Below are 24,921 nucleotides of genomic sequence, written 5' to 3' on the forward strand. Positions count from 1 at the left end.
TTTACCGTACGTTCACTGGCCACCACTGCTTGTCATCGAGCTCGGAGGCCGCGCATGTCCAGTTCCTTGTCCAGGCGTCAGTTCGTCGGTCGTGCGACCGCTGCGGGAGTCGCGGTCAGTCTGGCCGGCTCGGTCGATGCGCTGTACACGGCGCAGCCGGCGCTCGGTTCGTCCGGCCCGAAGATCGGGTACGGCCCGCTGATCGAGGACCCGGACGGGATGCTCGACCTGCCCCGCGGGTTCCGTTACCAGGTCCTGTCCCGGGAGGGCGACGTACGGCCGGACGGGTTGCCGACGCCGAGCCGCTTCGACGGCATGGGCGTGTTCCCGGACCGCAACGGCGGGAACCGCCTGGTCCGCAACCACGAGTGCAGCCCGACCTCGAAGATCAAGGTCGTGGCACCCGCCGAGCGGACGTACGACCCGGCCGGCGGGGGCGGCACCAGCACGCTGGTGGTCGACCGCGACAACACGGCCACCCAGGAGTTCGTCAGCCTCGGCGGTACGGCCATCAACTGCTCCGGCGGCCACACGCCGTGGCGCACCTGGCTGACCTGCGAGGAGACCGAGAACAAGGCTGGCGACGCCGGCCATACCAAGGACCACGGCTTCATCTTCGAGGTCGACCCGTACGACGACCGCCGCAACGTCGACCCGTTCCCGTTGACCGCGATGGGCCGGTTCCAGCACGAGGCGGTCGCGATCGACCCGCGGACCGGTGTCGTCTACGAGACCGAGGACGCGTTCGTGGCGCCGCTCGGTGGCCTCTACCGCTTCCTGCCGAACCGTCCTCGGGGCGGCTGGGGGGCGCTGCGCGCGGGCGGCGAACTGCAGGCGATGCACATTCCGGGGCTGCCCGACCTGTCCGTCGTGCAGGAGGCCGGCACCGAGTTCCACGACGTGCAGTGGGTGAAGGTGCCGGATCCGCTGGCGAAGACCGAGTCGGTCCGCGCGCAGGACTACGCGAAGCCGATCACCGGCGGGTACAAGCTCGAGGGCTGCTGGTGGGGCGACCTGGACCGCTGTGTGTACTTCGTCTCTTCGTTCGCGCGGACCGAGCTCGGGCCGAAGGTCGACCACGACGGCCAGGTGTGGCGGCTCGACCCGCGGAAGCGGACACTCCGCCTCGAGGTGATCTTCACCCGCCCGAAGCCCGGGTCGGACGATCCCGAGTTCGATGCCCCGGACAACATCACGATGTCGCCGTACGGCGGGCTGATGATGTGCGAGGACGGCCTCGGCGAGCAGCACATCCTCGGGACCACGGAGGACGGCGAGGTGTTCAAGTTCGCCCGCAACCGGGTCAATCTCGGGACGCCGGAGGAGCCGTCGTACGGCGAACTCTCCGGCGTCGGCTTCTCCGCCGACGGCCGGACCATGTTCTTCAACGTCTACAACCCCGGGATCACCTACGCGATCACTGGGCCCTGGCGCCGCCGGCGTTAGGACGTCGCGCCGGGGAACGCGACCGGCACTCCGCCCCACTTGAGCTGGCTGGTGGCGGCGGCGAGCAGTGTCTGGATGCCGAACGTACGGACGGCGGGTTGTTCGGCGGCCTCGACGAGGTCGCCGTACACCGCGGCGATCCGGCGTTCGATGACCAGGATCAGCGCCGTCGCGGTGGCCGCGTTGATGACTGCCTGGGGGAGGTCGTACGCCGCCTCGGCCGCAACCGGCGTCTCACCGGCAGCAACGATCAGCGCGCTCAGGTGGTCGCGGTTGTCGCGGTGGTCCTCGAACAGGTCGGTCGCCTCACGGAACCGGGCGCCGCTCAGCTTCCCGCCCGCCACACCGACCCCGTACATCGCGGCATGCTCACCGGCGAGCGCGGCCTGGAGTGCTTCCAACTGGTTCACGAGGCTGCCTTCTTCTTGGGCGGGGCCAGGGTTGAGCCGAGCTGGGTTTCGGAGGCGGCGATCTCGGCGAGCAGCCGGGCCGGGGCGCCGGACAGCTTGCCCGCGGCCGCCACGTGCGCGACGGCGCAGGCCTTCTCCAGCTTCGAGATCGCGGCCAGCGCGGCCTGAGAGCTCGACGGCGCGCCGGCCTGGGTCGCCCGGGCGGTCACGCCGGACGTCTCCTTCAGCTTCACAAGATGGCTCGCGTGGTACTTCGCGCCGGCGGCGAGCTGGGCGCGCAGCGCGGGGAACTTCCGGCTGACGCTTGTGTAGAGCTGGGACAATTGAGTCACCTGGGTCGCCGCGGCACTGAGCGCGGCGACGACAGCCGGGTCGGTCGTCGGCGTCTCCGCGGCCGGGCCGGGTGACGTCGTCGTACCGTTCACGGCACCCTTCGTGCCCGCGGTACCGGATCCGGCGGCGGGATCGTCCTTGCAGCCGGCCAGCGCGGCGGCGCCCGGAACGAGGGCTGCGGTCGCGACGACCGTACGTCGGGTCAGGCGGCGTTCGGGCACGGCGGAACGATACCCGGTGACCCGTCCGGGCCCGGCCATCGGCGGCCCGGATGACAAGCCGGGGCCGAGCCGATGGCAAAGATCCGGGTACCGGCCGGATAAGGTGGGCTACTGCTCTCGGCGGCACCGCCGGGGCACAACGGGTGCACAACTGGACAGAGAGGCAGGTCAACCTGTGAGCCGAAAGCCGGACCCCAAGGGCCACACGGACACCACGAGCCTCGAGAGCTTCCTGCGGCCGGTCGTCGAGCAGTTCGGCTGCGACCTGGAGGGCGCGGAGATCACGCCGGCCGGTCGCCGCAGGCTGTTGCGCGTGATGGTCGACCGCGACGGCGGCATCAGCCTGGACGACGTCGCCGACGTCACCCGGGGGATCTCCAAGGCGCTCGACGCCGACGACATCATGGGTGACGGCGCGTACACGCTGGAGGTCTCCAGCCCCGGCGTGGACCGGCCGCTCACCCTGCCCCGGCACTGGCACCGCAACCTGAACCGGCTGGTCACGGTCACGCTGACCGCCGGCGGGAAGGTGTCCGGCCGGATCAAGTCCGTCTCCGACGAGGCGGCCGAACTGGATGTCCAGGGCAAGCGGCGGACGATCGCGTACGACGCCATGGTCAAGGCCAAGATCCAGATCGAGTTCAACCGGGCTGCCGGCAACGACACTGAACCACCTTCTTTGGGTGGAGAAACACCTGCCGACGGCACGGTGGAGGAGAACTGACATGGACATCGACATGGCCGTGCTGCGGTCGCTGGAACGCGAGAAGGACATCGCCCTCGACGTGGTCGTCGAGGCGATCGAGCAGGCGCTGCTGGTCGCGTACCACCGCACCGAGGGCGCGCAGCCGCAGGCGCGCGCCGAGCTGGACCGCAAGACCGGGCACGTGACGGTCTATGCGCGCGAGCTGGCCGAGGACGGCACCCTCGAGCGCGAGTACGACGACACCCCGGCGGACTTCGGCCGGATCGCCGCAACCACCGCCAAGCAGATCATCCTGCAGCGGCTGCGTGACGCCGAGGACGACGTGCGCTACGGCGAGTTCGCCGGCAAGGAGGGCGACATCGTGTCCGGCGTCGTCCAGCAGGGCCGCGACCCGCGCTCGGTGATGGTCGACCTCGGCAAGATCGAGGCCGTGCTGCCCGCGCCCGAACAGGTCCCGGGGGAGCAGTACACCCACGGCTCGCGGCTGCGCGTGTACGTCGTCGGTGTCCGGAAGGGCTTCAAGGGCCCGCAGATCACCGTCAGCCGTACGCACCCGAACCTGGTGAAGAAGCTGTTCGCGCTTGAGGTCCCGGAGATCGCCGACGGCACCGTCGAGATCACCGCGATCGCCCGCGAGGCCGGGCACCGGACGAAGATCGCCGTCCGCACCCTGAACCCGTCGGTGAACGGCAAGGGCGCCTGCATCGGGCCGATGGGGCAGCGGGTGCGGAACATCATGCACGAGCTGCACGGTGAGAAGATCGACATCATCGACCACAGCGACGACCCGGCGACCTTCGTCGGGAATGCGTTGTCCCCGGCGCAGGTTACGTCGGTAGAGGTGGTGGACGCCGCGGCCCGTGCGGCGCGCGTCGTCGTACCCGACTACCAGCTGTCGCTCGCGATCGGCAAGGAAGGGCAGAACGCCCGCCTCGCGGCCCGGCTCACCGGGTGGCGGATCGACATCCGGCCGGATACCGATGTGACTCGTGATGAGGAAAAGGTAGACTGATCTCTCGGTCCGTCGACTGAGTCGCAACCACACCCCGAGGAAGAAGTGACAGACGCGCGTCCTGGCAAGGTTCGGGAGCGTACCTGTATCGGGTGCCGGAAGCGGTCCGGTCCGACAGATCTGCTGCGGATGACGGTGTCCGGAGGACCAGGAAATCTCACGGTCCTCCCGGATCCCGAGCGTCGGGCACCAGGCCGAGGGGCGCATCTGCACCCCACGACCGAGTGCTTCGAACTCGCCGTCCGGCGCAAGGCGTTCCCGCGGGCCTTCAAGGTCCCAGGGCCGCTGGAGGCGACCGGGCTGCGTGACTACCTCGCGCAGCGTGATAATCAAGATGTACGCACGGTCTGAACGGACCGTGTGACCGACATGAAGGCGGGTCATCGACTCATGACCACTCGATGAGTGTCTACCGATGAGTGCAATGCGATGAGCATGTACGTCAACTAACGGTCCGCGCCCAGGCTCGGACCAGAGGGAGAGTAGTGGCAAAGGTCCGGGTCTACGAGCTCGCGAAGGAGCTCGGAGTTACCAGCAAGGTCGTTCTGACCAGACTGAACGACATGGGCGAGTTCGTCCGGTCGGCATCCTCGACGATCGAGGCACCTGTCGTCCGGCGGTTGGCGGAGGAGTTCGAGAAGAACCCGCCGAAGAAGCGCACGGCCAAGAAGGCCGCTGCCAGCACGTCTGCCGCGCCGCAGGCGACCGCACCGGTCGCGCCCGCGGCCCCGAGGCCGGCCCAGCCGGCCACCCCGAAGGCTCCGGCCGAGCGCCCCGCGCCGGCCGCTGAGGCGACCCCGGTCGCGGAAGCGCCGGCGGCGAAGGTCTCCGAGCCGGCACCGGTGAAGGCCGCTCCGGCTCCGGGCGCCCGTCCGGGTCCGCGTCCGGGCCCGAAGCCGGGTCCGCGCCAGGAGCCCGCTCCGGCCGAGTCCGCTCCGGCGGCCCAGGCCCCGGCACCGGCCCAGCCGGTCGCCGAGACAGCGGCCCCGGCGGCTCCGGCTGCCGAGGCACCGGCTCCGTCGACGCCGGCGTTCGAGGCTCCGGCGGCCAAGGCGGCCCCCGAGGCTCCGGCCGAGTCGGCTGCACCGTCGGCACCGGCCCCCGCGCCGCGCCGTACCGGTGGTGGCGACAGCTCGGCCCGTCCGGGTCCGCGTCCGGCCACGCCGGGTGCGTCCCCGCGTCCGGGTGGCCAGGGCTCTGGTCCGCGTCCGGGTGGCCCGGGCAACGGTCCGCGTCCGGGTGCGCCCCGTCCGGGTGCCCCGCGTCCCGGTGCGCCGCGACAGGGCGGCCAGGGCGGCGGCCCGCGTCCGGGTGCGCCGCGTCCGGGCAACAACCCGTTCAGCTCGACCCAGGGCATGCAGCGCGGTGGCGCTCGCCCCGGCCAGGGTGGTGGCGGTTCCGACCGGCAGGGCGGCGCTCCGAGCCCGGCCGGCATGGCTCCGCGCCCGCCGCAGGGTCGTGGCGGCGACAACCGCGGCGGTAGCGACCGTCCGCGTCCGTCCGGCGGCGTTCCGGGCGCACCGCGCCCGAACCCGGCGATGATGCCGAAGTCCTCGGCCGGTACGTTCACCGGTCGCCCAGGTGGCGGCTCCGGCGGCCCGGGTGGCGGCCGTGGTGGCGGCGGCGGTGGCCGTCCGGGCGGTGGCCCGGGTGCCGGTCCGCGCGGTGGTGGCGGTGGCGGCGGCTTCCGTCCCGGTGGCGGCCCGAGCGGCCCTCCCGGTGGTGGCGGTGGCCGTCCGGGCCCGGGCAACCGGGGTCGTGGCGGGACACAGGGTGCCTTCGGGCGTCCGGGTGGTCCGGCCCGCCGTGGCCGGAAGTCGAAGCGCGCCAAGCGCCAGGAATTCGACAACATGCAGGCCCCGGCGGTCGGTGGCGTCCGCGTCAAGCACGGTGACGGCGAGGTTGTGAAGTTGCCGCGCGGTGCGTCGCTGACGGACTTCGCCGAGAAGGTCGGAGTCGACCCGGCGTCGCTGGTCCAGGTGCTGTTCCACCTCGGTGAGATGGTGACCGCGACCCAGTCGGTGAACGAGGAGACGCTCGAGCTGCTCGGTACCGAGCTGAACTACGACGTCCAGATCGTCTCGCCGGAGGACGAGGACCGCGAGCTGCTGCAGTCGTTCGACATCGACTTCGGCAACGACGAGGGCGACGAGAGCGACCTGGCTCCGCGGCCGCCGGTGGTGACCGTGATGGGTCACGTCGACCACGGTAAGACGAAGCTGCTGGACGCGATCCGGATGGCGAACGTCCAGGCCAAGGAAGCCGGCGGTATCACCCAGCACATCGGTGCGTACCAGGTGACCACCGAGGTCGACGGCCAGGAGCGGGCGATCACCTTCGTCGACACCCCGGGTCACGAGGCGTTCACCGCCATGCGTGCCCGTGGTGCGCAGGCCACCGACATCGTCATCCTGGTGGTCGCGGCCGACGACGGCGTGATGCCGCAGACGATCGAGGCGCTGAACCACGCCCGGGCCGCAGGTGTCCCGATCGTGGTCGCGGTGAACAAGATCGACGTCCCCGCGGCGGACCCGACCAAGGTGCGCGGTCAGCTGACCGAGTATGGCCTGGTTCCCGAGGAGTACGGCGGCGACACGATGTTCGTCGACGTCTCGGCCAAGTCCCGGATCAACATCGAGGGCCTGCTCGAGGGTGTCGTACTGACCGCGGACGCGGCGCTGGATCTGCGGGCGAACCCGAAGATGCACGCCGAGGGCATCGCGATCGAGGCGAACCTCGACAAGGGCCGTGGTCCGGTGGCGACCGTGCTGGTGCAGCGCGGCACGCTCCGGGTCGGCGACTCGATGGTGGTCGGTCCGGCGTACGGCCGGGTCCGCGCCATGCTCGACGAGCACGGCGACCCGGTCGAGGAGGCTACGCCGTCGCGTCCGGTCCTGGTCCTCGGTCTGACCGCGGTTCCGGGTGCCGGTGACAAGTTCCTGGTCGTCGACGACGACCGTCAGGCCCGGCAGATCGCCGAGAAGCGGGAAGCCCGTGCCCGGGCGGCGGCCAACGCCAAGCGTCGCGTCCGTCGTACCCTCGAGGACTTCATGGCCTCGATGGAGAAGGGCGAGGCCCAGGAGCTGCTGCTGATCCTCAAGGGCGACGTGTCCGGTTCGGTCGAGGCCCTGGAAGACGCCCTGGTCCGGATCGAGGTCGGCGACGAGGTCAACCTGCGGATCATCGACCGTGGTGTCGGTGCGATCAACGAGAACGACGTCAACCTGGCCATCGCGTCGAACGCCGTCATCATCGGCTTCAACGTGCGGCCGGCGGGCAAGGCCGGTGACCTGGCCGAGCGCGAGGGCGTGGATGTCCGGTACTACTCGGTCATCTACTCGGCGATCGACGACATCGAGGCGGCCCTGAAGGGCATGCTGAAGCCGATCTACGAGGAGGTCACCCTCGGCCAGGCGGAGATCCGGGAGATCTTCCGCTCCTCGAAGGTGGGCAACATCGCCGGTTGCTGGGTGACCAGCGGCCTGATCAAGCGCAACGCCAAGGTCCGGTTGATCCGCGACGGTGCGGTGATCGTCGAGAACGGCGAGCTGTCGTCGCTGAAGAGGTTCAAGGACGACGCAGCCGAGGTCCGCGAGGGCTTCGAGTGTGGTCTGACCGTCAACAACTTCAACGACATCAAGATCGGCGACGTCGTCGAGGCGTTCGAGCTCCGCGAGAAGCCGCGCAGCTGACAGGCAGGTGGTGCCCCTGACCATGGGGCGCCGGAGTAACGTCCGGAGAGGCGCTGGTCGCCTCTCCGGACGTTGTTCATGAATGAAGGAGTTGGCCCTGATGGGTGAAGCAAGGGCGAAGCAGCTGGCCGACCGGATCCAGGTGCTCGTCGCGGAGTTGCTGGAGCGCCGGGTGAAGGACCCGCGGCTCGGGTTCGTTACAGTCACCGACGCCCGGCTGACCGGCGACCTGCGCGAGGCGAGCGTCTTCTACACGGTGTACGGCGACGAGCAGGCCCGGACGGACACGGCCGCCGCGCTGGAGTCGGCGCGTGGCCTGATCCGCAGCGAGGTCGGCAAGGCGCTCGGGCTGCGTCACACCCCGAGCGTGGCGTTCTTCCTGGACGCCGTACCGGAGAACGCGGGCCAGATCGAGGAGCTGCTGGAGAAGGCCCGGATGGCCGACGCCGAGGTGGCCAAGGCCGCCGCGGGCGCCAAGCCTGCCGGTGACGCGGACCCGTACAAGCGGCCGCATGACGATGCCGATGCCGACGAGGACGAGCAGGACTGAGTGCCGAGTTGAGCCTCGACTTCACAGCGACGTCCGACGGGATCGTGGTCGTCGACAAGCCGGGTGGGATGACCTCACACACCGTCGTCGCCCGGATCCGCAAGCTGGCGGGCACCCGCAAGGTCGGGCACGCCGGGACGCTGGATCCGATGGCGACCGGTGTCCTGGTCGTCGGCCTGAACCGCGCGACCCGGCTGCTCGGTCATCTGCAGCTGGCCGACAAGTCGTACGACGCCACGATCCGGCTCGGCGCCGCCACGAGCACCGACGACGCGGAGGGCGAGATCGTGTCCACCGCGCCGGTCGACGGGATCACCGCGGAGGCGATCTCGGCGGCGGTCGAGGGGTTCCGCGGCGAGATCGCACAGGTGCCTTCGAAGGTGTCCGCGATCAAGGTCGACGGCCGGCGGGCGTACGAGCGGGTCCGGGCCGGCGAGGAGGTCGCGCTGAAGGCGCGCGCGGTCACCGTGTCGCGCTACGACATCCTCGACATCCGGCCGGACGCCGACGGGATCTCGGTCGACGTCTCGGTGGACTGCTCGAGCGGTACGTACATCCGTGCCCTGGCCCGGGATCTCGGCGCCGAGCTCGGCGTCGGCGGTCACCTGACGGCGCTCCGGCGGACGCGGGTCGGCTCGTTCGACCTGCCGGTGGCGCACTCGCTGGAGGCGCTGGCCAAGTCGTTCGACTGGTTGCCGATCGCGGACGTGGCCGCCGACACCTTCCCGCGGTACGACGCCGATGACGCTCAGGCCACCGCGATCCGTACCGGCCGCCCCCTCCCGGGCCTGAACCTGACGCCCGGCCAGACCGCGATGTTCGCTCCCGACGGCACGTTCCTGGCCCTGTACGAACCGCACGGCCCGCTCGCCAAGCCCACGGCGGTCTTCGTCAGCTGAAACTGTCGGCGGGCCCGCGTAGCGTGCAGTGGCATGAAATACGGGTTCGTGATGGCACTGGGCGATGCGCGCGACGCGGCCGAGCTGGCTGCGATCGCGGAGGAGCACGGCTGGGACGGGTTCTTCGTCTGGGAGTCGATCTGGGGGATCGACGCCTGGGTGATGCTCGGGGCGGCCGCGATGACGACCGAGCGGATCCGGCTGGGCACGATGCTCACGCCGCTGCCGCGCCGCAAACCGTGGGACGTCGCGGGGCAGGTGTCGACCGTCGACAACCTCAGCAACGGGCGGGTGATCCTGTCCGTCGGCCTCGGGGTGACGGGGGAGGACCGGTTCTGGCTGTTCGAGGAGGACCCGGGGCGGAAGGTGCGCGCCGAGCTGCTGGACGAGTCGCTCGAGATGCTGCCGTACCTGTGGCGCGACGAACCGTTCGAGTTCTCGGGGAAGCACTACACCGCCCGCAAGATCCCGGACCTGACGCCGCCGGCGCCGCCGCCACCGGTGCAGCAGCCGCGGGTCCGGACGTGGGTGGTCGGCGGCTGGCCGCGGCCGAAGTCGATGCGCCGGGCGGCGCTGCAGGACGGCTGGCTGCCGGCGTACGTCGGCGACGGTGAGGTGACGCCCGAGGTCGTCGCGCAAGGCGTCGAGTGGATCCGCAAGGAGCGCGCGGAACACGGCCTGACCATGGACGGCTACGACGTACCGGTCGAGGGTGTGACGCAGGCCGGCGACAGCAAGGCTGCGGACATCGTCCGTCCGTGGGTGGAGGCCGGCGCCAACTGGTGGATCGACGCCGACTGGTCCTCGATGGACCCCATCGCCGTCCGCCAGGCCGCCGAACGCCGCCTGATGGCAGGACCACCCCGCGTCGACTGACGGCGCTGGCTACTCTTGAGATGTGCGTTCTCGTCCGACCTTGCAATGGGCCCCTGGCCCCGAGGTGCTCGCGTTGGAGCCGGGGGCGACCGACATCGGTCCGGTCGCGGATGCGGTGGCCGGCGGGCAGGTCGTCGTACTGAGCGGCGCCGGCATCTCCACCGAGTCCGGGATCCCGGACTATCGCGGCGAGACCGGCAGCCTGCGGACGCACACCCCGATGACGTTCGGCGACTTCACCGCGAGCGAGGCCGCCCGGCAGCGGTACTGGGCGCGCAGCCACCTCGGCTGGCGGACCATCGCCCGCGCCGCCCCGAACGACGGCCACCGCGCTGTCGCCACCCTCCAGGCGCGCGGCTACCTGAGCGGCATCGTCACCCAGAACGTCGACGGCCTGCACCAGGCGGCCGGCGCCCGCGACGTGATCGAGCTGCACGGCAACCTCGACCGCATCATCTGCCTCGACTGCGGTACGACGTCCGCGCGTGAGGTGCTGGACCGTCGGCTGCGCGCGGCCAACCAGGCGTTCACCGCCGAGGCGACCCGGATCAACCCCGACGGCGACGTGGAGCTGCCCGACGACGTGGTCCGTACGTTCACGGTCGTCCCGTGCACGGTCTGCGGCGGCGTGCTCAAGCCCGATGTGGTGTTCTTCGGCGAGAACGTGCCGAGGGCTCGCGTCCAGCGCTGCTACGACCTCGTCGACGCGGCGAAGGCCGTGCTCGTCCTCGGCTCGTCCCTGACCGTCATGTCCGGCTTCCGCTTCGTCCGGCACGCGGCCAAGGCCGGTACGCCGGTCCTGATCGTCAACCAGGGTCTGACCCGCGGCGACCCGTACGCGACGTACCGGGTGAACCTCCCGCTCGGCCGAGCACTGACGGAACTGGTGGCAGAAACCACCGGGCCGAGCCACGCGTGAGGTGGCCCGGCCCGGAGTCCGCAGTACGGATTGGAAAGGGTCAGCGTTGCGCGCTGGTCCGTACGCGGTTCTTGGAGGCCGCGAGGGCCTGGGGTGACGCAGCGGCCTGCTTCGCCAGCGCGTGGGCCTTGGTGGCCCAGGCGGACTGCTCGGCCGCGGTGACGACGGCCGGCTGACCGGTCAGCGTCTTGTAGGTGAGCGAAGCCATGCCTGCCTCGCCCTCGTAGCGCGGGTGGTAGCTGATCGCCCGCAACAAGTTGATGTCCTTGCCCTGGATCCAGGCCTGGCCGTCCGGGGCACAAGCATCGTGCCCGGTCGACGGACCGAAGGTGTCGACGTACGTCGCTCCGCCGGCGGCGGCCGCGTTCGACACGGCGGCGTTCAGCGCCTGCTCGATCGAGTACAGGTAGGAGTAGTCGCCGTCGGCGAACGGCAGCACCGACGGGCAGGTGCCGTGCTCCGGTGCGATCTTCGGGTAGCCGACGAGCACGATCTTCGCCTGCGGTGAGCGGGCGCGGATGCCCTGGACGACGATCGCGATCCGGGTCTGCGTCTGCTCGATCTTCTGCTGCAGGGTGTCCACGCCGTTGACCGTGAAGTGCGCCTTGCACGGCGCGCCGGCCGGGTCGGAGGCGCGCAGCCCGGGGCAGGTGCCGATGATGTCACCGAACACCCCGAAGTCGTTGCCGCCGATCCCGAGCGTCACGAGATCCGTGTCCGGCGTCAGCGCGTCGAACTGCGGTGCCGCCGTGCCGAGCGCGGTGCTCTGCGGCTGGGTCATGTTCGTGGTGTCGGCACCGCCACAGCTCACGTCGGTGAACCGGTGCACGCCGAGCGCCGCGGCGAGCTGCTTCGGGTAGTTGCTGTACGAGCGCGCGCAGCCGAGCGACAACAGGTCGGCCAGCGGCACGAACGGCGCCGAGGTGTACGAGTCGCCGAGCGCGACGTACTTGCCGAACTGCGGCGTCGCCGACGCCTGCGTGACCGGCACGCTGCCGAGCAACGCGAGTGCTGCGCAGGCAGCAACCAGACGGCGTAGCTTCACAAGACCTCCCCAGGCTCACCAGTGCGCGGCCCACCTTAAGTTGAGTCACGACCCGATTACAAGGGGTGATTTCCGACCTGGTGCGCGCACGCCGGGACCGGCATGGAATCCTGCTGCCATGCGTGTCTGGCACGGATTGGACGAGGTGAGCCCGGACTTCGGGCCGACCGTCGTCACCATCGGCAACTTCGACGGCGTGCACCGGGGTCACCAGGAGGTGCTCGCGCACGCCCGGGCGCGGGCGGCCGAGCTGGGTGGGCTGCCGGTGGTCGCGCTGACCTTCGACCCGCATCCGATGCGGGTCCTGCGGCCGGACCACGCGCCGCTGATGCTCAGCGAGCCCGAGCAGCGTGCCGGATTGCTCGGCGAGCACGGCGCCGACGCGGTCCTGATCCTCCCGTTCACCAAAGAGGTGTCGGCCTGGCCGCCGGAGGAGTTCATCGAGCGGGTGCTCGTGAACGCCCTGCACGCGAGCGCCGTCGTCGTCGGCGAGAACTTCCGCTTCGGGCACAAGGCCGCCGGGCACGTCGACACCCTCGTCGAGGCGGGCACGCAGTACGGCTTCCAGGTCGAGGGCCTGAGCCTGGCGGGGGACAAGCAGCCCTGGTCGTCGACGTACATCCGGGAGCGGCTCGCCGACGGTGACGTCGAGGCGGCGGCCGAGGCGCTCGGCCGGCCGCTGCGGGTGACCGGCGTGGTCGTCGAGGGTGACAAGCGCGGCCGCGAGCTCGGGTACCCGACGGCGAACATCCCGGCCGACCCGGGCGCCGCGGTGCCGCAGGACGGTGTCTACGCCGGCCGGCTCACGGTCCTTACGCCCGCGCCCGGCGCCCCGGCGTACCCGGACCCGCTGCCGGCCGCGATCAGCGTCGGCAGCAACCCGACGTTCGACGGCATCGACCGGCGCGTGGAGTCGTACGTCCTGGACCGCGACGACCTCGAGCTGTACGGCGCGGAGGTCGCGATCGACTTCGTCGCCCGGCTGCGCGGGACCCAGATCCGGTTCGCCACGATCGACGAACTGCTCGTCCAGATGAAGGCCGACGTCGACGGCGCCCGGCGGCTGCTGAGCCCTGACCAGCCTTGATCAGGGCTGATTAGGGACGCTGTCCACGGACTGATACGCTGGCTGCTGCCGTCTGAACGGCCGCGGATCCAGAGTGCTCGGGTGGCGAATGCCCCGGTGCGCCGCGCAACGGAAATCGAGAGGATACCTGTGTCAGCTGTTGACGCTGCTACGAAGAAGAAGATCATGGGTGAGTACGCCCTGACCGAGGGTGACACCGGTTCCCCCGAGGTCCAGGTCGCGCTGCTGACCCACCGGATCAGCCACCTGACCGAGCACCTCAAGGAGCACAAGCACGACCACCACAGCCGTCGTGGCCTGCTGCTGCTCGTCGGTCAGCGCCGCCGGCTGCTGAACTACCTGGCGAAGAAGGACATCAGCCGCTACCGGTCCCTGATCGAGCGGCTCGGCCTTCGCCGATGACGTCGCGAGGAGCGGCCCCCCGGACCGGGGTGGCCGCTCCTGGCGTATCCGCGTACTGACGCGGATCAAACTGAATACAGAAGCAAGACGTACGAGGCGACGCGATGCGCGTGGCGGGAGGACGACCGGTCCTCGGTAGTGGCTTTCGGATGCAGGGTCATCCGCGGGCCTCGATCGAAGACCGGCACCCCGGAAGCTCGCGCCTCGCAGTCGTCACACTGTGAGAGAGGGGTATCCCGTGTCGGGATCCACCAACGCGCCCATGGAGGGCGCAGAATTCGCTGAAGCCGTGCTGGACAACGGCAGCTTCGGCACTCGCACCATCCGCTTCGAGACGGGCCGTCTGGCCCAGCAGGCCGCCGGCTCCGCCGCCGCCTACCTCGACGGCGACACGATGGTGCTCTCGGCCACCACGGCCAGCAAGAAGCCCAAGGACCAGTTCGACTTCTTCCCGTTGACGGTCGACTGCGAGGAGCGGATGTACTCCGTCGGTCGCATCCCGGGCTCGTTCTTCCGTCGGGAGGGCCGTCCGTCCGAGGAGGCCATCCTGACCTGCCGGCTGATCGACCGCCCGCTGCGGCCGTCGTTCGTGTCCGGTCTGCGCAACGAGATCCAGGTCGTCATCACGGTCCTGGCGCTGAACCCGGACAAGTTGTACGACGTGCTCGCGATCAACGCCGCGTCGATGTCCACCCAGATCGCCGGGCTGCCGTTCTCGGGCCCGATCGGCGGCGTGCGCGTCGCGCTGATCGAGGGCCAGTGGGTGGCGTTCCCGACCCACACCGAGCTCGAGGACGCCGTCTTCGACATGGTGGTCGCGGGCCGGGTCACCGAGACCGGCGACGTCGCGATCATGATGGTCGAGGCCGAGTCCACCCCGGGCACCTTCGAGAAGGTCGCCTCCGGCGTCCAGGCGCCGACCGAGGAGATCGTGGCCGAGGGCCTCGAAGCCTCGAAGGCGTTCATCAAGATCCTGGTCGAGGCACAGGCCGAGCTGGCCGCCAAGGCGTCCAAGCCGACCGGCGAGTTCCCGCTCTTCCCGGACTATCAGGACGACGCGTTCGCCGCGGTCGAGGCCGCCGCGAGCGAGGAGCTGGCGCAGGCGCTGACCATCGCCGGCAAGCACGAGCGCGACGACGCCACCGACGCGGTCAAGGCCGCCACGGTGGAGAAGCTGTCCGCCGACTTCGAGGGCCGCGAGAAGGAGCTGTCCGCAGCCTTCCGCTCGCTGACCAAGAAGCTCGTCCGGCAGCGCGTGCTCAAGGACAAGGTCCGCATCGACGGCCGTGGGCTGGCCGACATCCGGCCGCTGAAGGCGCAGATCGGCGTGCTCCCGCGGGTGCACGGTTCGGCGCTGTTCGAGCGCGGCGAGACCCAGATCATGGGTGTCACCACGCTGAACATGCTGCGGATGGAGCAGCAGCTCGACACGCTCTCCCCGGAGACGCGCAAGCGCTACATGCACAACTACAACTTCCCGCCGTACTCGACCGGTGAGACCGGCCGGGTCGGTTCGCCGAAGCGCCGCGAGATCGGTCACGGCGCGCTGGCCGAGCGGGCTCTGGTGCCCGTGCTGCCGTCCCGCGAGGACTTCCCGTACGCGCTGCGCCAGGTCTCCGAGGCGCTCGGCTCGAACGGGTCCACCTCGATGGGCTCGGTCTGCGCCTCGACCCTGTCGCTGCTGAACGCCGGTGTCCCGTTGAAGGCCCCGGTCGCCGGTATCGCGATGGGTCTGATCTCCGGTGAGGTCGACGGCAAGCAGGAGTTCGTCGCACTGACCGACATCCTCGGCGCCGAGGATGCCTTCGGCGACATGGACTTCAAGGTCGCCGGTACGAAGGACTTCGTCACCGCCCTGCAGCTGGACACCAAGCTGGACGGTATTCCGGCCAGCGTGCTGGCCGGCGCGCTGACCCAGGCCAAGGCCGCTCGGCTGACGATCCTGGACGTGATGGCCAAGGCCATCGACGCGCCGGGTGAGATGAGCGAGTTCGCGCCGCGGGTCATCTCGGTGAAGGTCCCGGTGGACAAGATCGGAGAGGTCATCGGCCCGAAGGGCAAGATGATCAACCAGATCACCGAGGACACCGGCGCCGACATCTCCATCGAGGACGACGGCACGGTGTACATCGGCGCGACCGACGGTCCGTCGGCCGAGGCCGCCCGGGCCGCGATCAACGCGATCGCGAACCCGACCATGCCGGAGAAGGGCGAGCGCTACCTGGGCACGGTCGTGAAGACGACCAACTTCGGTGCGTTCATCAGCCTGCTGCCGGGCAAGGACGGCCTGCTGCACATCAGCAAGCTCCGTCCGCTCGCCGGTGGCAAGCGCGTCGAGGCCGTCGAGGACGTGTTGTCGGTCGGCCAGAAGCTGCAGGTCGAGATCGCCGAGATCGACGACCGCGGCAAGCTCTCGCTGATCCCGGTCATCGAGGGCGAAGAGAAGAAGGCCGAGTCCGCTTCTGAGGGGGCTGCAGCCGCCGAGTGACTCGCGCAATCACGAGCACCCTCCTGAGCCCGGAGGCGGGCGGTCCGGTGAAACGGACCGTCCTGCCCTCCGGGCTTCGGGTTCTCTCCCAGTCCGTCCCAGGCTTCCGTTCGGTCACGTTCGGGCTCTGGGTCGGCGTCGGCTCCCGGGACGAACCGGAGCAGCTGGCCGGCGCCACACACTTCCTCGAGCACCTGCTGTTCAAGGGCACCGAGCGCCGCGACGCGCTGGAGATCTCCGCCGCGATCGACGCGGTCGGCGGCGAGATGAACGCGTTCACCGGCAAGGAGTACACCTGCTACTACGCGCGGGTGCTGGACACCGACCTGCCGCTCGCGGTCGATGTCATCTGCGACATGATCACCTCCGCGACGCTCACCGACACCGACGTCGAGAGTGAGCGCGACGTCATCGACGAAGAGATCGCGATGCACGCCGACGAGACGTCGGACCACATCCACGACCTGTTCGCCGAGCAGCTCTGGGGCAAGTCCCCGCTGGGCCGCTCGATCACCGGTACGCCGGAGTCGGTCGAGGGCCTGTCCCGCCAACAGGTCGTGGGCTGGTACCGCCGCCGGTACAAGCCGTCGAACATCGTCGTCTCGGTGGCCGGCAACGTCGATCACGCCGACGTCGTCCGCCTGGTCCGCAAGGCGTTCGAGCGGCACTGGGTCACGGCCGAGGAGGAGCCCGCTGCCGTCCGGCGTGCTGCGAAGAAGCGCGTTCCGACGTACGGCGGCGTGCAGGTGCACCACCGCGACGTCGAGCAGGCCCATCTGGTGCTCGGGATGCCCGGGCTGGTCCGCAGCGACGACCGCCGGTACATCGCCGGCGTCCTGCACGGGATCGTCGGCGGCGGGATGTCGTCGCGGCTCTTCCAGGAGGTGCGGGAGAAGCGCGGCCTGGCGTACTCCGTGTTCACGTTCGGTTCGGCGTACGCCGACGCCGGCATGGTCGGGGTGTACGCGGGCTGTCTGCCGAAGAAGGCCCCCGAGGTGCTCGACGTGATCCGCGGCGAGCTCGAGGCGATTGCCCAGGGCAACATCACGCCCGACGAGCTGCTCCGCGGCAAGGGGCAGATGCGCGGCTCGGTGGTGATGGGCCTGGAGGACACCGGCGCCAAGATGACCCGGATCGCGAAGGCCGAGCTCGTCTACGGTGAGCTCCCGACCGTCGACGAGATCCTGCACCGGATCGACTCGGTCACCCTGGACGACGTCACCCAACTGGCCGCCGAGCTGTACGCCGGCGCGCCCGCGCTGACCGTCATGGGCCCCTTCAAAGAAGACACCACCGCCTTCACCCTCTAAGGCCCGCCACCTGCGGCCACGGCAGCTGGCTACCGGGTTGTGTTGTCGCTGGCCTGTTGTAGCGGGTCAGTGGTGAAATAGCCCGCCAGTCGACCGGGTCGAATCGTGACCGGGAGGGTTTGGTAGCCGCGCAGGACCAGGCGGTTGCGGCGGGTCGGTTCGCCGGTCCGCGTGATGGTCGCGGCGCGCAGGTGCGTGAAGGCGACGGTGGCTTCCAGCCGCGCGAGGCTGTTGCCGAGGCAGATGTGCGCGCCGGCGCCGAAGCTCAGCGGCTTGTTGCCCGTACGCAGCGGATCGAAGCGATCGGGGTCGGTGAAGCGTGCTGGGTCGCGATTCGCGGCACCGAGCAGGAGGACGAGGTTGCTGCCGGCCGGGATCGACGTACCGGCGACGTCCACGGTGTCCCGGGCGACGCGGGTCGTGACCTGGACGGGGGAGTCGTAGCGCAGTACCTCCTCGACGAACGCCGCCGGATCGGTGAGCTGGTCCGGCTGGTCGAGCAGGATCGCGAGGCCATTGCCGAGCAGATCCGTGGTGGTCTCGAAGCCGGCCACCAGCAGCAGAATGAGGTTGGCGAGGAGCTCCTCGTCGGACAGACGATCGTCGTCCGCGTCCCGTGCGGCAACCAGCGCTGACACCAGGCCGCCTGCCGGTGGGTTCCGGATCAGGTGTGTGAAGTACTCGCCGAGCTCCGCGGCTGCGGCATCGGCGGCCTCGTCCGCAGTATCGGTCAGCTCCAGGGCGGCCGTGAGGTCCGAGGCGAGCGGGCGGAAACGGTGCCGGTCGGCGGTCGGCACGCCGAGGAGCTCGCAGATGACCGTGACCGGGAGCTGGAACGCGAAGCGGTCCATGAAGTCGACCTCGGCCGGAAGGGCATCCAACAGCTCGTCAACGGCGGCCTCGACCGTGGGCTGTAGTCCGGCGACCCGCCGGGGCGTGAAGACCTGCCCGATCAGCGATCGCATCCGCCCGTGGTCCGGCGGGTTCGTCCGCAGGATCGAGCGCTGCATCAGGTCCAGCGACGGCCGGCTCGACGGCTCGGTCGGGATCTCGAACGACGGACTGCGCAGTACGTCGTTCGCGGCGCCGTACCCGACGACCAGGAAGATGTCGTCGCTCATCGGCAGCACCGGCCCGAGTCGATGCGCAGCGGCGTACAGCGGGAACGGGTCGGCGCGGCCCGCGGGTGACAGCAGCTCCTGGAGGAGCTCGGCCGCGTTCAGCTGCGGCGTACCGGTCTCGGTCATCGTCCACCTCAGTTCACTAGAGCGTCTCACTAGCGAACCACTAGTGATGCGCTCTAGTCAATTGGTACGCTGTCCGGCATGATGCGGCGAGCGGACAGGACCCAGGCGAACCGGCAGCGGATGCGGGCGGCGGCACAGACCCTGTTCACGGCCCGCGGGTACGCCGCGACCTCGATGCAGGCGATCGCCGACGAGGCAGGGATGGCCGTGCAGACGCTGTACTTCACGTTCGGGACCAAGCGCGCCCTGCTCGCCGAGCTGCTCGACGTGGCGGTGGCGGGTGACGACGAACCGGTACCGTCGCTGGATCGTCCGCAGGTGCAAGCGCTGCTCGACGACCCCGATCCGGTCGCGCAGCTGCGCGAGCAGGCCCGGCAGGCCCGTGAGATCTACGAACGGGTTGCGCCGGTGCTGCAGGTCATCGCGCACGCGGCGACCGCCGACCCTGAGATCCACGAGCTGTGGGAGGCCAACAACGCCCAGCGTGTCGTGATGATGGAGCGGATGGTCACCGCACTGGTCACCAAGACCGCCCTGCGCGAAGGGCTCGACGCAACGATGGCCACCGACATCACGCTCGCGCTGCTGGGCCCGGAGGTGTACCACCTGCTGACCGCGCGCCGTGGCTGGGACGCCGAACGCTGGGAGCGCTGGACCGCGGACGCACTGGTGACGCAGCTCCTCCCGCCACGATAGGTTCGACCTGAAGACGTGAGTCATCACGTGATCTGCCACTGGATCCCTCAACGCACGGGCGGTGTCCGCTTGCTGGGATGACACGCATTTTGCGGCCGATGCGATCCGCGCCGGAACACACCGGTGCGGTCCGGCCTGCCCTTGCGTGAAAGAGGATCATCGTGCTCGATGCGTTCCGTACTGCCTATGAAACTGCCCGCGACTCCCTGGTCGATGCCGTCCGGATCACCCCGGGCTGGTTGACGACGTACGCCGTGCTCCAACTGCTGATCGCGATCCTGCCCGGTGCGCAGGTCGTCCTGATCCGCGACCTCGTCGAGCCGGGACATTCGTGGGTGCCGTTGCTGGGACTGACCGTAGTGGTCGGGTCGATGTATCCGCTGACCCAGGTGGCGAATGTTGTGGGGCAGCGGATGATGCTCCGGCTCCGTCTCGCGCTCCGAGTAGACCTTGCCCGTGTCGCGTCGCGGCTCAGCCCGAGCCGGCTGGCCGACCCTGAGGTGGTCCGGGACCTGGAAGCGAGTCAGACCGCGACGCACCCGATGAGCGACGTGGCGGGCAAGCCGGTGCAGCTGTTCAGCGCGGCCGTCACATCGGTCGTACTGTGCCTGGCCATCGCGTCGATCAATCTTCTGTCCGGGCTGCTCGTACTCACTGCGTTGGTGCCGACTGTCCTCGCGTTCACATTGATCTCGCGGATGGAGGCGAGCGGTTGGCCGCGGGTTGCGCAGCACGAGCGTCGAGCGGCGTACGCCACCGAACAGCTGATCCAGCAGCGTCCAGGCACCGAGCTGGCCGTGCTCGGTTCCGGCTGGAAGGTGGCCGAGCGGGTCGCGGACAGCCGGTCGGCGGCGACGTGGGTCCTGGACGGGATGGTTCGTACGGCGATGTTGTACGAGCTGGGCGCGGCGCTCGTCACCGTGCTGCTGTTCGGCGGTGCGCTGATGGCGCTCGCCGGCTCGACCGGCGGAGCGGTCGCCGCGGTTGCCGGAACGATCTCCGGGCTGAACGCGATTCGCCAGTGCGGGTACGCCTTCGGCAGCATCGTGACCGCTGCACCGCAGGCTGCGATCTACCGGCGATTCGTCCGGAGTGTCGCGACGACGCCGCGTCGAGCCGTGGTGCGCCGAGTCGATTCTGTTGCTTTGGACAACGTTAGTTATCGCTACCCGGGCGCGGACCGGCCGGCGCTTGAGGACGTGTGTCTCGAAGCGCGGCGCGGCGAGTTGGTGGCGCTCGTCGGCGTGAACGGTGCGGGGAAGTCGACGGCGATCAACCTACTCGTGGGCTCGTTGCGTCCGGGAAGTGGGCGAGTGCTGATCGACGGCGTGGATGCGTCCGCGCTGACGGAGGACGAGCGGCTCGCGCACTTCGGTCTGCTGGTGCAGGAGTTCGGGCGGTTCGAGTTCACGTTGCGCGATGCGGTCGCACTCGGAGCGCCGGACGTCGCCACCGACGCGGACGTCCGGGACGCGCTGTCGGGCTCGTTCGCGGCCGGCTTGCCGTTGGACACACAGCTCGGGCAGCAGTGGGGTGGGACCGGCATCTCCGGTGGACAGTGGCAGCGGCTGGCGCTCGCGCGGATCCGGCTGCGGGACGCCGGCGTCTGGATCCTCGACGAGCCGACGTCGGCGATCGACGCCGAGGCGGAGGACGAGATCTTCGCCGAACTCCGCCGGACCAGCGCCGCCCGCATCACGATCGTGGTGTCGCACCGCGCGTGGACCCTCCGCGAAATGGACCGCATCTACGTCATCGACGACGGCACGGTAGTGCAGCAAGGAACCTACGACGAGCTGATGTCCCAACCGGCATCCCGCTTCGCCCGCCTCTTCACCGCCCAGGCCACCACCCACTGACCGGCGACAATGGCGTGGCCGGGGGCGGGGGAGTCCGGTTAACTGTGGCGGGTGACCGGACTTCGGGGATTCGTGGCTGTGGCTTGGCGGGCGGATCGGAAGTTGGTCGTGCTGACGGCGGTGACGGTGGCGTTGTCGGCTGCGGCGCCGGTTGGGACTGTAGTCGCGCTGGGGCGGGTGGTCGCGCGGGTCGTCGGTGGTGGCAGCGCGGTGCCTTGGGCCCTGGTTGCTGCCGGTTGTTTGTTGTTGCAGTGGTTGGCGGGCACGCTGCAACTGGCGTCGGCGACCGCGCTCGGGGAGCGGATCGACGCGGTGCTGCAGCACGACTTGATGCGGGCGGTGTCGGCGCCCAGCGGCGTACGGCATCTGGAGGACCCGGCGACGGCATCGCTGGTGGAGGTCGGGCGGGACACGCTTCGAGCCGACTGGGCGCGGCCCGGCCGGCTCGCGAACACGGTCGGCGGGCTCGCCACCGGACGGTTCGTGCTGGTGGCGTCGAGCGTCATTCTCGGCGGGTTCCATTGGTGGCTCGGCGCGGGTCTGCTCGTGGCCGGCGTCTGGGCTGCGTACGAGGACAAGGTCGCCTCCCGTACCGAGGCCGGTCACCACTACGGTGCAACGGAATCCGCCCGCCGGATGCGGTACTTCGACGAGCTCGGCACCACGCCGCCCGCGGCCAAGGAGATCCGCCTGTTCGGTCTGGCCGAGTACGTTGTCGCGCGCCACGGCGAGACCTGGGCGGAGACCATGCAGCGGGTCCTGCGCCGCCCCGGCCGCCGTCCGCTGCTCGCGACCGCGTTCCTGGGCGTCGTCGTCCTGGGCAGCGTCGTGCTGGTGGTCCGCGAGGCGATGGCCGGGCGGATCCAGGCGGGTGCGACGGCGACGTACGTACAGACGTTCCTGGTCGCGCTCGGCGGGATCCAGCAGTCGTCGTGGACCGGCCTGCAGACCGAGCTCGCACTGGCGACCCTCGAGCGGTACGACGCCGCGCTGCGTGCGGTCGCGCCGGCGTCAGACGCGCGCCAACCCGGGACCCGGCCGGCGGAAGCGAGGCCCCAGTACGAGATCGCCTTCCGCGATGTGTCGTTCGCCTACCCGACCGCAGATCGACAGGTCCTGCGCAGCCTCGACCTGACGCTCCCGGCCGGACAGTCGCTCGCGGTCGTCGGCGCGAACGGCGCAGGAAAGACCAGCCTGGTGAAGCTGCTGTGCGGTCTGTACGAGCCAACGCACGGCTCGATCCTGATCGACGGCACCGAGTTGGCGGAGTTCGACATCGACGACTGGCGGCGCCGGCTCGCCGTGGTGTTCCAGCAGCCGCTGCGCCTGCCGATGTCGGCCTACAGCAACGTACGGTTCGGTCGCGCGGATGGTTCGCCCGACGCGGCCGCCGAACGAGCCGGTGCGACGAGCGTGGTCGACGCGTTGCCGAACGGTTGGCAGACGGTCCTCTCGTCCGAGTTCGACGGCGGTGTCGAGCTGTCCGGGGGAGAGTGGCAACGGCTTGGGCTGGCACGAGCCCTGTACGCGGTCGAGCAGGGCGCGTCCGTACTGGTGCTCGACGAGCCGGCCGCGCATCTGGACGCCCGGTCCGAGGCCGACCTGTACCGGCGGTTCTTGGACCTGACTGCCGGGCTGACCACGATTCTGATCTCGCACCGCTTCTCCACCGTGCGGCAAGCGCATTCGATCGCCGTACTCGACGAGGGACGGGTGATCGAGCAGGGTTCGCACGACGAACTGCTCGCTCTCGACGGCACCTACGCCCGGATGTTCCGCCTGCAGGCGGCGCGGTTCGAAGGAGGTCCGGCGTGAAGTCGTGGATTGCGACCGCCAGGCTGCTGGTCGGGCTCGGCTGGGAGATCGGGCCGGGGTTGTTCATCCTCTACACCGTCGTCACGATGTCGAGCTTCGTCAGCCCGCTGCTGTTCGCGCTCGCGATCCGGCCGCTGGTCGACGGCGTGGTGTCCGGCGACCACTCACAAATGGTTGCCGGCGGCATCGGTGTCGCGATCGCACTGACCCTCGTACTGGTGGCTCCGATCGGCTACCGCTGGGCGACGATCCGGATGCGCGAGCGGTCCAGCTTCGTCTCGGAGCGCCGAGTCCTGCGGCTGGCCGCCGGCGCCCCGCAGATCCAGCACTTCGAACGCCCCGAGTTCCTCGATCGCCTGCAGTCGCTGCGCCGCGAGGCGTCCGAACTCGGCGACAGCGTGACGCTGCCGTTCATCGGCCCGCTGGTCGTGGCCCAACTGGTGATCAGCACGGTCCTGCTCGCGAAGCTCGAGCCAGTACTGGCGGTGCTGCCGCTCGTCGCGATCCCGGCGTTGTGGCTGAGTCGGCGCGCCGAGCAGCTCCGCCGACGCTCCGAGCTGGACGCAGCTCCGCAACGGCGGCTCGCGCAGCAGCTGTTCATGCTGTCCGTCGCGCCGTCGTCGGCGCAGGAGATCCACGTCGCGTCCCTGAGCGGCGAGCTACTCGCGCAGCACGAAGGCGCCGCCGACAATGCCAACCGGATCGCCCATGCGGCGCTGTTCAGGTCGGTCGCGATCGGATCCATCGGCTGGTCGGTCTTCCCGATCGCGTACGGCGGCGCGCTGCTGATCGTCCTCCACGAAGCCAAAGCCGGCCAGGTGACTCCGGGCGATGTCGCGCTGGCGATCGCACTGGCAGGTGCCGTGGTCAGTGCGGCGTCCCGGATCCTCGACCTGGCCGGCTCCGTACTACGCGTTCGTACGTCCGCCGGGCACTACTTCTGGCTCGCCGAGCAGGCGCACCACAACCCAGGTACCGAGCCGGTGCCGGAGCGGCTCGTGCACGGCATCGAACTGAAGAACGTGACCTTCTCGTACGGCAACGGCGAACGGCTTGCGCTGTCCGGAACCGATCTGTTCCTGCCCGCTGGGCAAACGGTTGCGCTGGTCGGCGAGAACGGCGCCGGCAAGACGACCGTGGTGAAACTTCTCACGGGCCTGTACCGCCCGCTCGACGGTGCGGTGCTCGTTGACGGCGTCGAGCTGGCCGCGATGGACGTCGACGCCTACCGGCAGCGGTTGAGCGCCGGCTTCCAGGACTTCGTGCGCTATCAGCTCACGGTCGGAGAGGCGGTTGCCGTCGGCGGACTCTCGGAGCCGCCCACGCGGATCCGCGCCGCGCTCGGCAAGGCGGACGCGACCTTCGTCGACGAACTCCCGCACGGCATCGACACCCCGCTCGGTACGTCGTGGGCGGACGGTGTCGAGCTGTCCGGCGGCCAGTGGCAGAAGCTCGCGATCGCGCGCGCGTTCGTCCGTCCGGCGCCGTTGCTGATGGTCATGGACGAGCCGAGCGCCTCGCTGGACCCGCAGACGGAGGCCGCGCTCTTCGACCAGCTGGCTGCCGAAGCCCGGGCGGGTCGCGCCGACGGGCGGATCACGTTGCTGATCTCACACCGCTTCTCGACCGTCCGTTCAGCGGACCTGATCGTGGTCCTCGACAAGGGTCGCGTGACCGAACGCGGGACGCACGACGAGCTGATGGCGTACGGCGGAACGTATGCGGAGCTGTACAGCCTGCAAGCAGCCGGTTACCGGTAACCCCGGGCAGTGTCGTCGACACGTACTGGAGTTGTTCGAACAGGCCCGGAGTGCGCAACTGTGCGCAGACGCGAGGTTTGACACAAACTGCGGTGTCATCTGATGACTCTGGCGCACTGATCTGATTAAGTGGGGGCTCGCTTCACAA

The 24,921-nt window shown here is 69.9% G+C and carries 21 protein-coding genes; 17 read left to right on the forward strand and 4 right to left on the reverse strand.

The features are described 5' to 3' along the window. Nucleotides 1-54 precede the first annotated feature (54 nt). On the forward strand, nt 55-1,446 hold the full coding sequence (locus tag ACGFI6_RS15365; protein ID WP_393118832.1) for an alkaline phosphatase PhoX: 1,392 nt from the start codon (nt 55-57) through the stop codon (nt 1,444-1,446). On the opposite strand, the gene ACGFI6_RS15370 is transcribed toward ACGFI6_RS15365, so the two are convergent. Next, a complete protein-coding gene (locus ACGFI6_RS15370) occupies nt 1,443-1,856 on the reverse strand; it encodes a ferritin-like domain-containing protein (RefSeq protein ID WP_393118833.1) in 414 nt (137 codons plus the stop codon). The genes ACGFI6_RS15365 and ACGFI6_RS15370 overlap by 4 nt on opposite strands. Continuing rightward, nucleotides 1,853-2,410: a cell division protein FtsK gene (locus ACGFI6_RS15375; protein ID WP_393118835.1), complete on the reverse strand. Its 558-nt coding sequence runs from the start codon at nt 2,408-2,410 to the stop codon at nt 1,853-1,855. The genes ACGFI6_RS15370 and ACGFI6_RS15375 overlap by 4 nt, the downstream gene beginning before the upstream one ends. Before the next feature lie 175 nt (nt 2,411-2,585). Here ACGFI6_RS15375 and rimP point away from each other — a divergent pair, with 175 nt between their 5' ends. The 8 genes from rimP (at nt 2,586) to ACGFI6_RS15415 (ending at nt 11,064) form a co-directional block, all read left to right on the forward strand. Next, nucleotides 2,586-3,134 (forward strand): ribosome maturation factor RimP, encoded by a 549-nt coding sequence (gene rimP / locus ACGFI6_RS15380; protein WP_393118837.1) that lies wholly within the window; start codon nt 2,586-2,588, stop codon nt 3,132-3,134. A 1-nt stretch (nt 3,135) separates the two neighbouring features. After that, entirely contained in the window at nt 3,136-4,128 is a 993-nt protein-coding gene (gene nusA, locus ACGFI6_RS15385; RefSeq protein ID WP_393118839.1) for a transcription termination factor NusA, read from the forward strand. 45 nt (nt 4,129-4,173) lie between these two features. After that, nucleotides 4,174-4,479, forward strand: a complete 306-nt coding sequence (locus ACGFI6_RS15390; protein WP_393118840.1) for a YlxR family protein — start codon at nt 4,174-4,176, stop codon at nt 4,477-4,479. Nucleotides 4,480-4,613: 134 nt separating this feature from the next. Next, nucleotides 4,614-7,820, forward strand: coding sequence for a translation initiation factor IF-2 (infB, locus tag ACGFI6_RS15395; RefSeq protein WP_393118842.1), 3,207 nt, complete (start codon nt 4,614-4,616; stop codon nt 7,818-7,820). A gap of 100 nt (nt 7,821-7,920) precedes the next feature. Further along, a complete protein-coding gene (gene rbfA / locus ACGFI6_RS15400) occupies nt 7,921-8,370 on the forward strand; it encodes a 30S ribosome-binding factor RbfA (RefSeq protein WP_393118843.1) in 450 nt (149 codons plus the stop codon). A gap of 8 nt (nt 8,371-8,378) precedes the next feature. Next, nucleotides 8,379-9,269: a tRNA pseudouridine(55) synthase TruB gene (truB, locus tag ACGFI6_RS15405; RefSeq protein WP_393118845.1), complete on the forward strand. Its 891-nt coding sequence runs from the start codon at nt 8,379-8,381 to the stop codon at nt 9,267-9,269. Nucleotides 9,270-9,302: 33 nt separating this feature from the next. Next, nucleotides 9,303-10,145, forward strand: a complete 843-nt coding sequence (locus tag ACGFI6_RS15410; protein WP_393118847.1) for an LLM class flavin-dependent oxidoreductase — start codon at nt 9,303-9,305, stop codon at nt 10,143-10,145. A gap of 22 nt (nt 10,146-10,167) precedes the next feature. Continuing rightward, the gene (locus ACGFI6_RS15415) at nt 10,168-11,064 is read left to right on the forward strand and encodes an NAD-dependent protein deacetylase (RefSeq protein WP_393118849.1); all 897 of its coding nucleotides are present in this window, start codon (nt 10,168-10,170) and stop codon (nt 11,062-11,064) included. A 40-nt stretch (nt 11,065-11,104) separates the two neighbouring features. On the opposite strand, the gene ACGFI6_RS15420 is transcribed toward ACGFI6_RS15415, so the two are convergent. Continuing rightward, a complete protein-coding gene (locus ACGFI6_RS15420) occupies nt 11,105-12,109 on the reverse strand; it encodes an SGNH/GDSL hydrolase family protein (RefSeq protein WP_393118851.1) in 1,005 nt (334 codons plus the stop codon). A 118-nt stretch (nt 12,110-12,227) separates the two neighbouring features. On the opposite strand from ACGFI6_RS15420, the gene ACGFI6_RS15425 reads away from it, so the two are divergent. The 4 genes from ACGFI6_RS15425 to ACGFI6_RS15440 all read left to right on the forward strand — a co-directional run bounded on the left by ACGFI6_RS15425 (nt 12,228) and on the right by ACGFI6_RS15440 (nt 17,396). After that, nucleotides 12,228-13,196, forward strand: coding sequence for a bifunctional riboflavin kinase/FAD synthetase (locus ACGFI6_RS15425; RefSeq protein ID WP_393118853.1), 969 nt, complete (start codon nt 12,228-12,230; stop codon nt 13,194-13,196). Nucleotides 13,197-13,325: 129 nt separating this feature from the next. Beyond that, nucleotides 13,326-13,598, forward strand: coding sequence for a 30S ribosomal protein S15 (gene rpsO / locus ACGFI6_RS15430; protein ID WP_132412526.1), 273 nt, complete (start codon nt 13,326-13,328; stop codon nt 13,596-13,598). A gap of 262 nt (nt 13,599-13,860) precedes the next feature. Beyond that, nucleotides 13,861-16,086: a polyribonucleotide nucleotidyltransferase gene (locus ACGFI6_RS15435; RefSeq protein ID WP_393118855.1), complete on the forward strand. Its 2,226-nt coding sequence runs from the start codon at nt 13,861-13,863 to the stop codon at nt 16,084-16,086. 47 nt (nt 16,087-16,133) lie between these two features. After that, entirely contained in the window at nt 16,134-17,396 is a 1,263-nt protein-coding gene (locus ACGFI6_RS15440; RefSeq protein WP_393118857.1) for a M16 family metallopeptidase, read from the forward strand. A gap of 29 nt (nt 17,397-17,425) precedes the next feature. Here ACGFI6_RS15440 and ACGFI6_RS15445 read toward each other — a convergent pair whose 3' ends face one another. Further along, nucleotides 17,426-18,643, reverse strand: coding sequence for a cytochrome P450 (locus ACGFI6_RS15445; protein ID WP_393118858.1), 1,218 nt, complete (start codon nt 18,641-18,643; stop codon nt 17,426-17,428). Nucleotides 18,644-18,721: 78 nt separating this feature from the next. Here ACGFI6_RS15445 and ACGFI6_RS15450 point away from each other — a divergent pair, with 78 nt between their 5' ends. The 4 genes from ACGFI6_RS15450 (at nt 18,722) to ACGFI6_RS15465 (ending at nt 24,773) form a co-directional block, all read left to right on the forward strand. Further along, entirely contained in the window at nt 18,722-19,339 is a 618-nt protein-coding gene (locus tag ACGFI6_RS15450; protein WP_393118859.1) for a TetR/AcrR family transcriptional regulator, read from the forward strand. 161 nt (nt 19,340-19,500) lie between these two features. Next, on the forward strand, nt 19,501-21,198 hold the full coding sequence (locus ACGFI6_RS15455) for an ATP-binding cassette domain-containing protein (protein ID WP_393118861.1): 1,698 nt from the start codon (nt 19,501-19,503) through the stop codon (nt 21,196-21,198). A 51-nt stretch (nt 21,199-21,249) separates the two neighbouring features. After that, nucleotides 21,250-23,013, forward strand: a complete 1,764-nt coding sequence (locus ACGFI6_RS15460) for an ABC transporter ATP-binding protein (protein ID WP_393118863.1) — start codon at nt 21,250-21,252, stop codon at nt 23,011-23,013. Continuing rightward, nucleotides 23,010-24,773, forward strand: a complete 1,764-nt coding sequence (locus ACGFI6_RS15465; protein ID WP_393118865.1) for an ABC transporter ATP-binding protein — start codon at nt 23,010-23,012, stop codon at nt 24,771-24,773. The genes ACGFI6_RS15460 and ACGFI6_RS15465 overlap by 4 nt, the downstream gene beginning before the upstream one ends. Nucleotides 24,774-24,921 lie beyond the last annotated feature (148 nt).

Origin of the sequence: Kribbella sp. NPDC048928 (genome assembly GCF_043197975.1) — a bacterium.
GTDB lineage: Bacteria > Actinomycetota > Actinomycetes > Propionibacteriales > Kribbellaceae > Kribbella.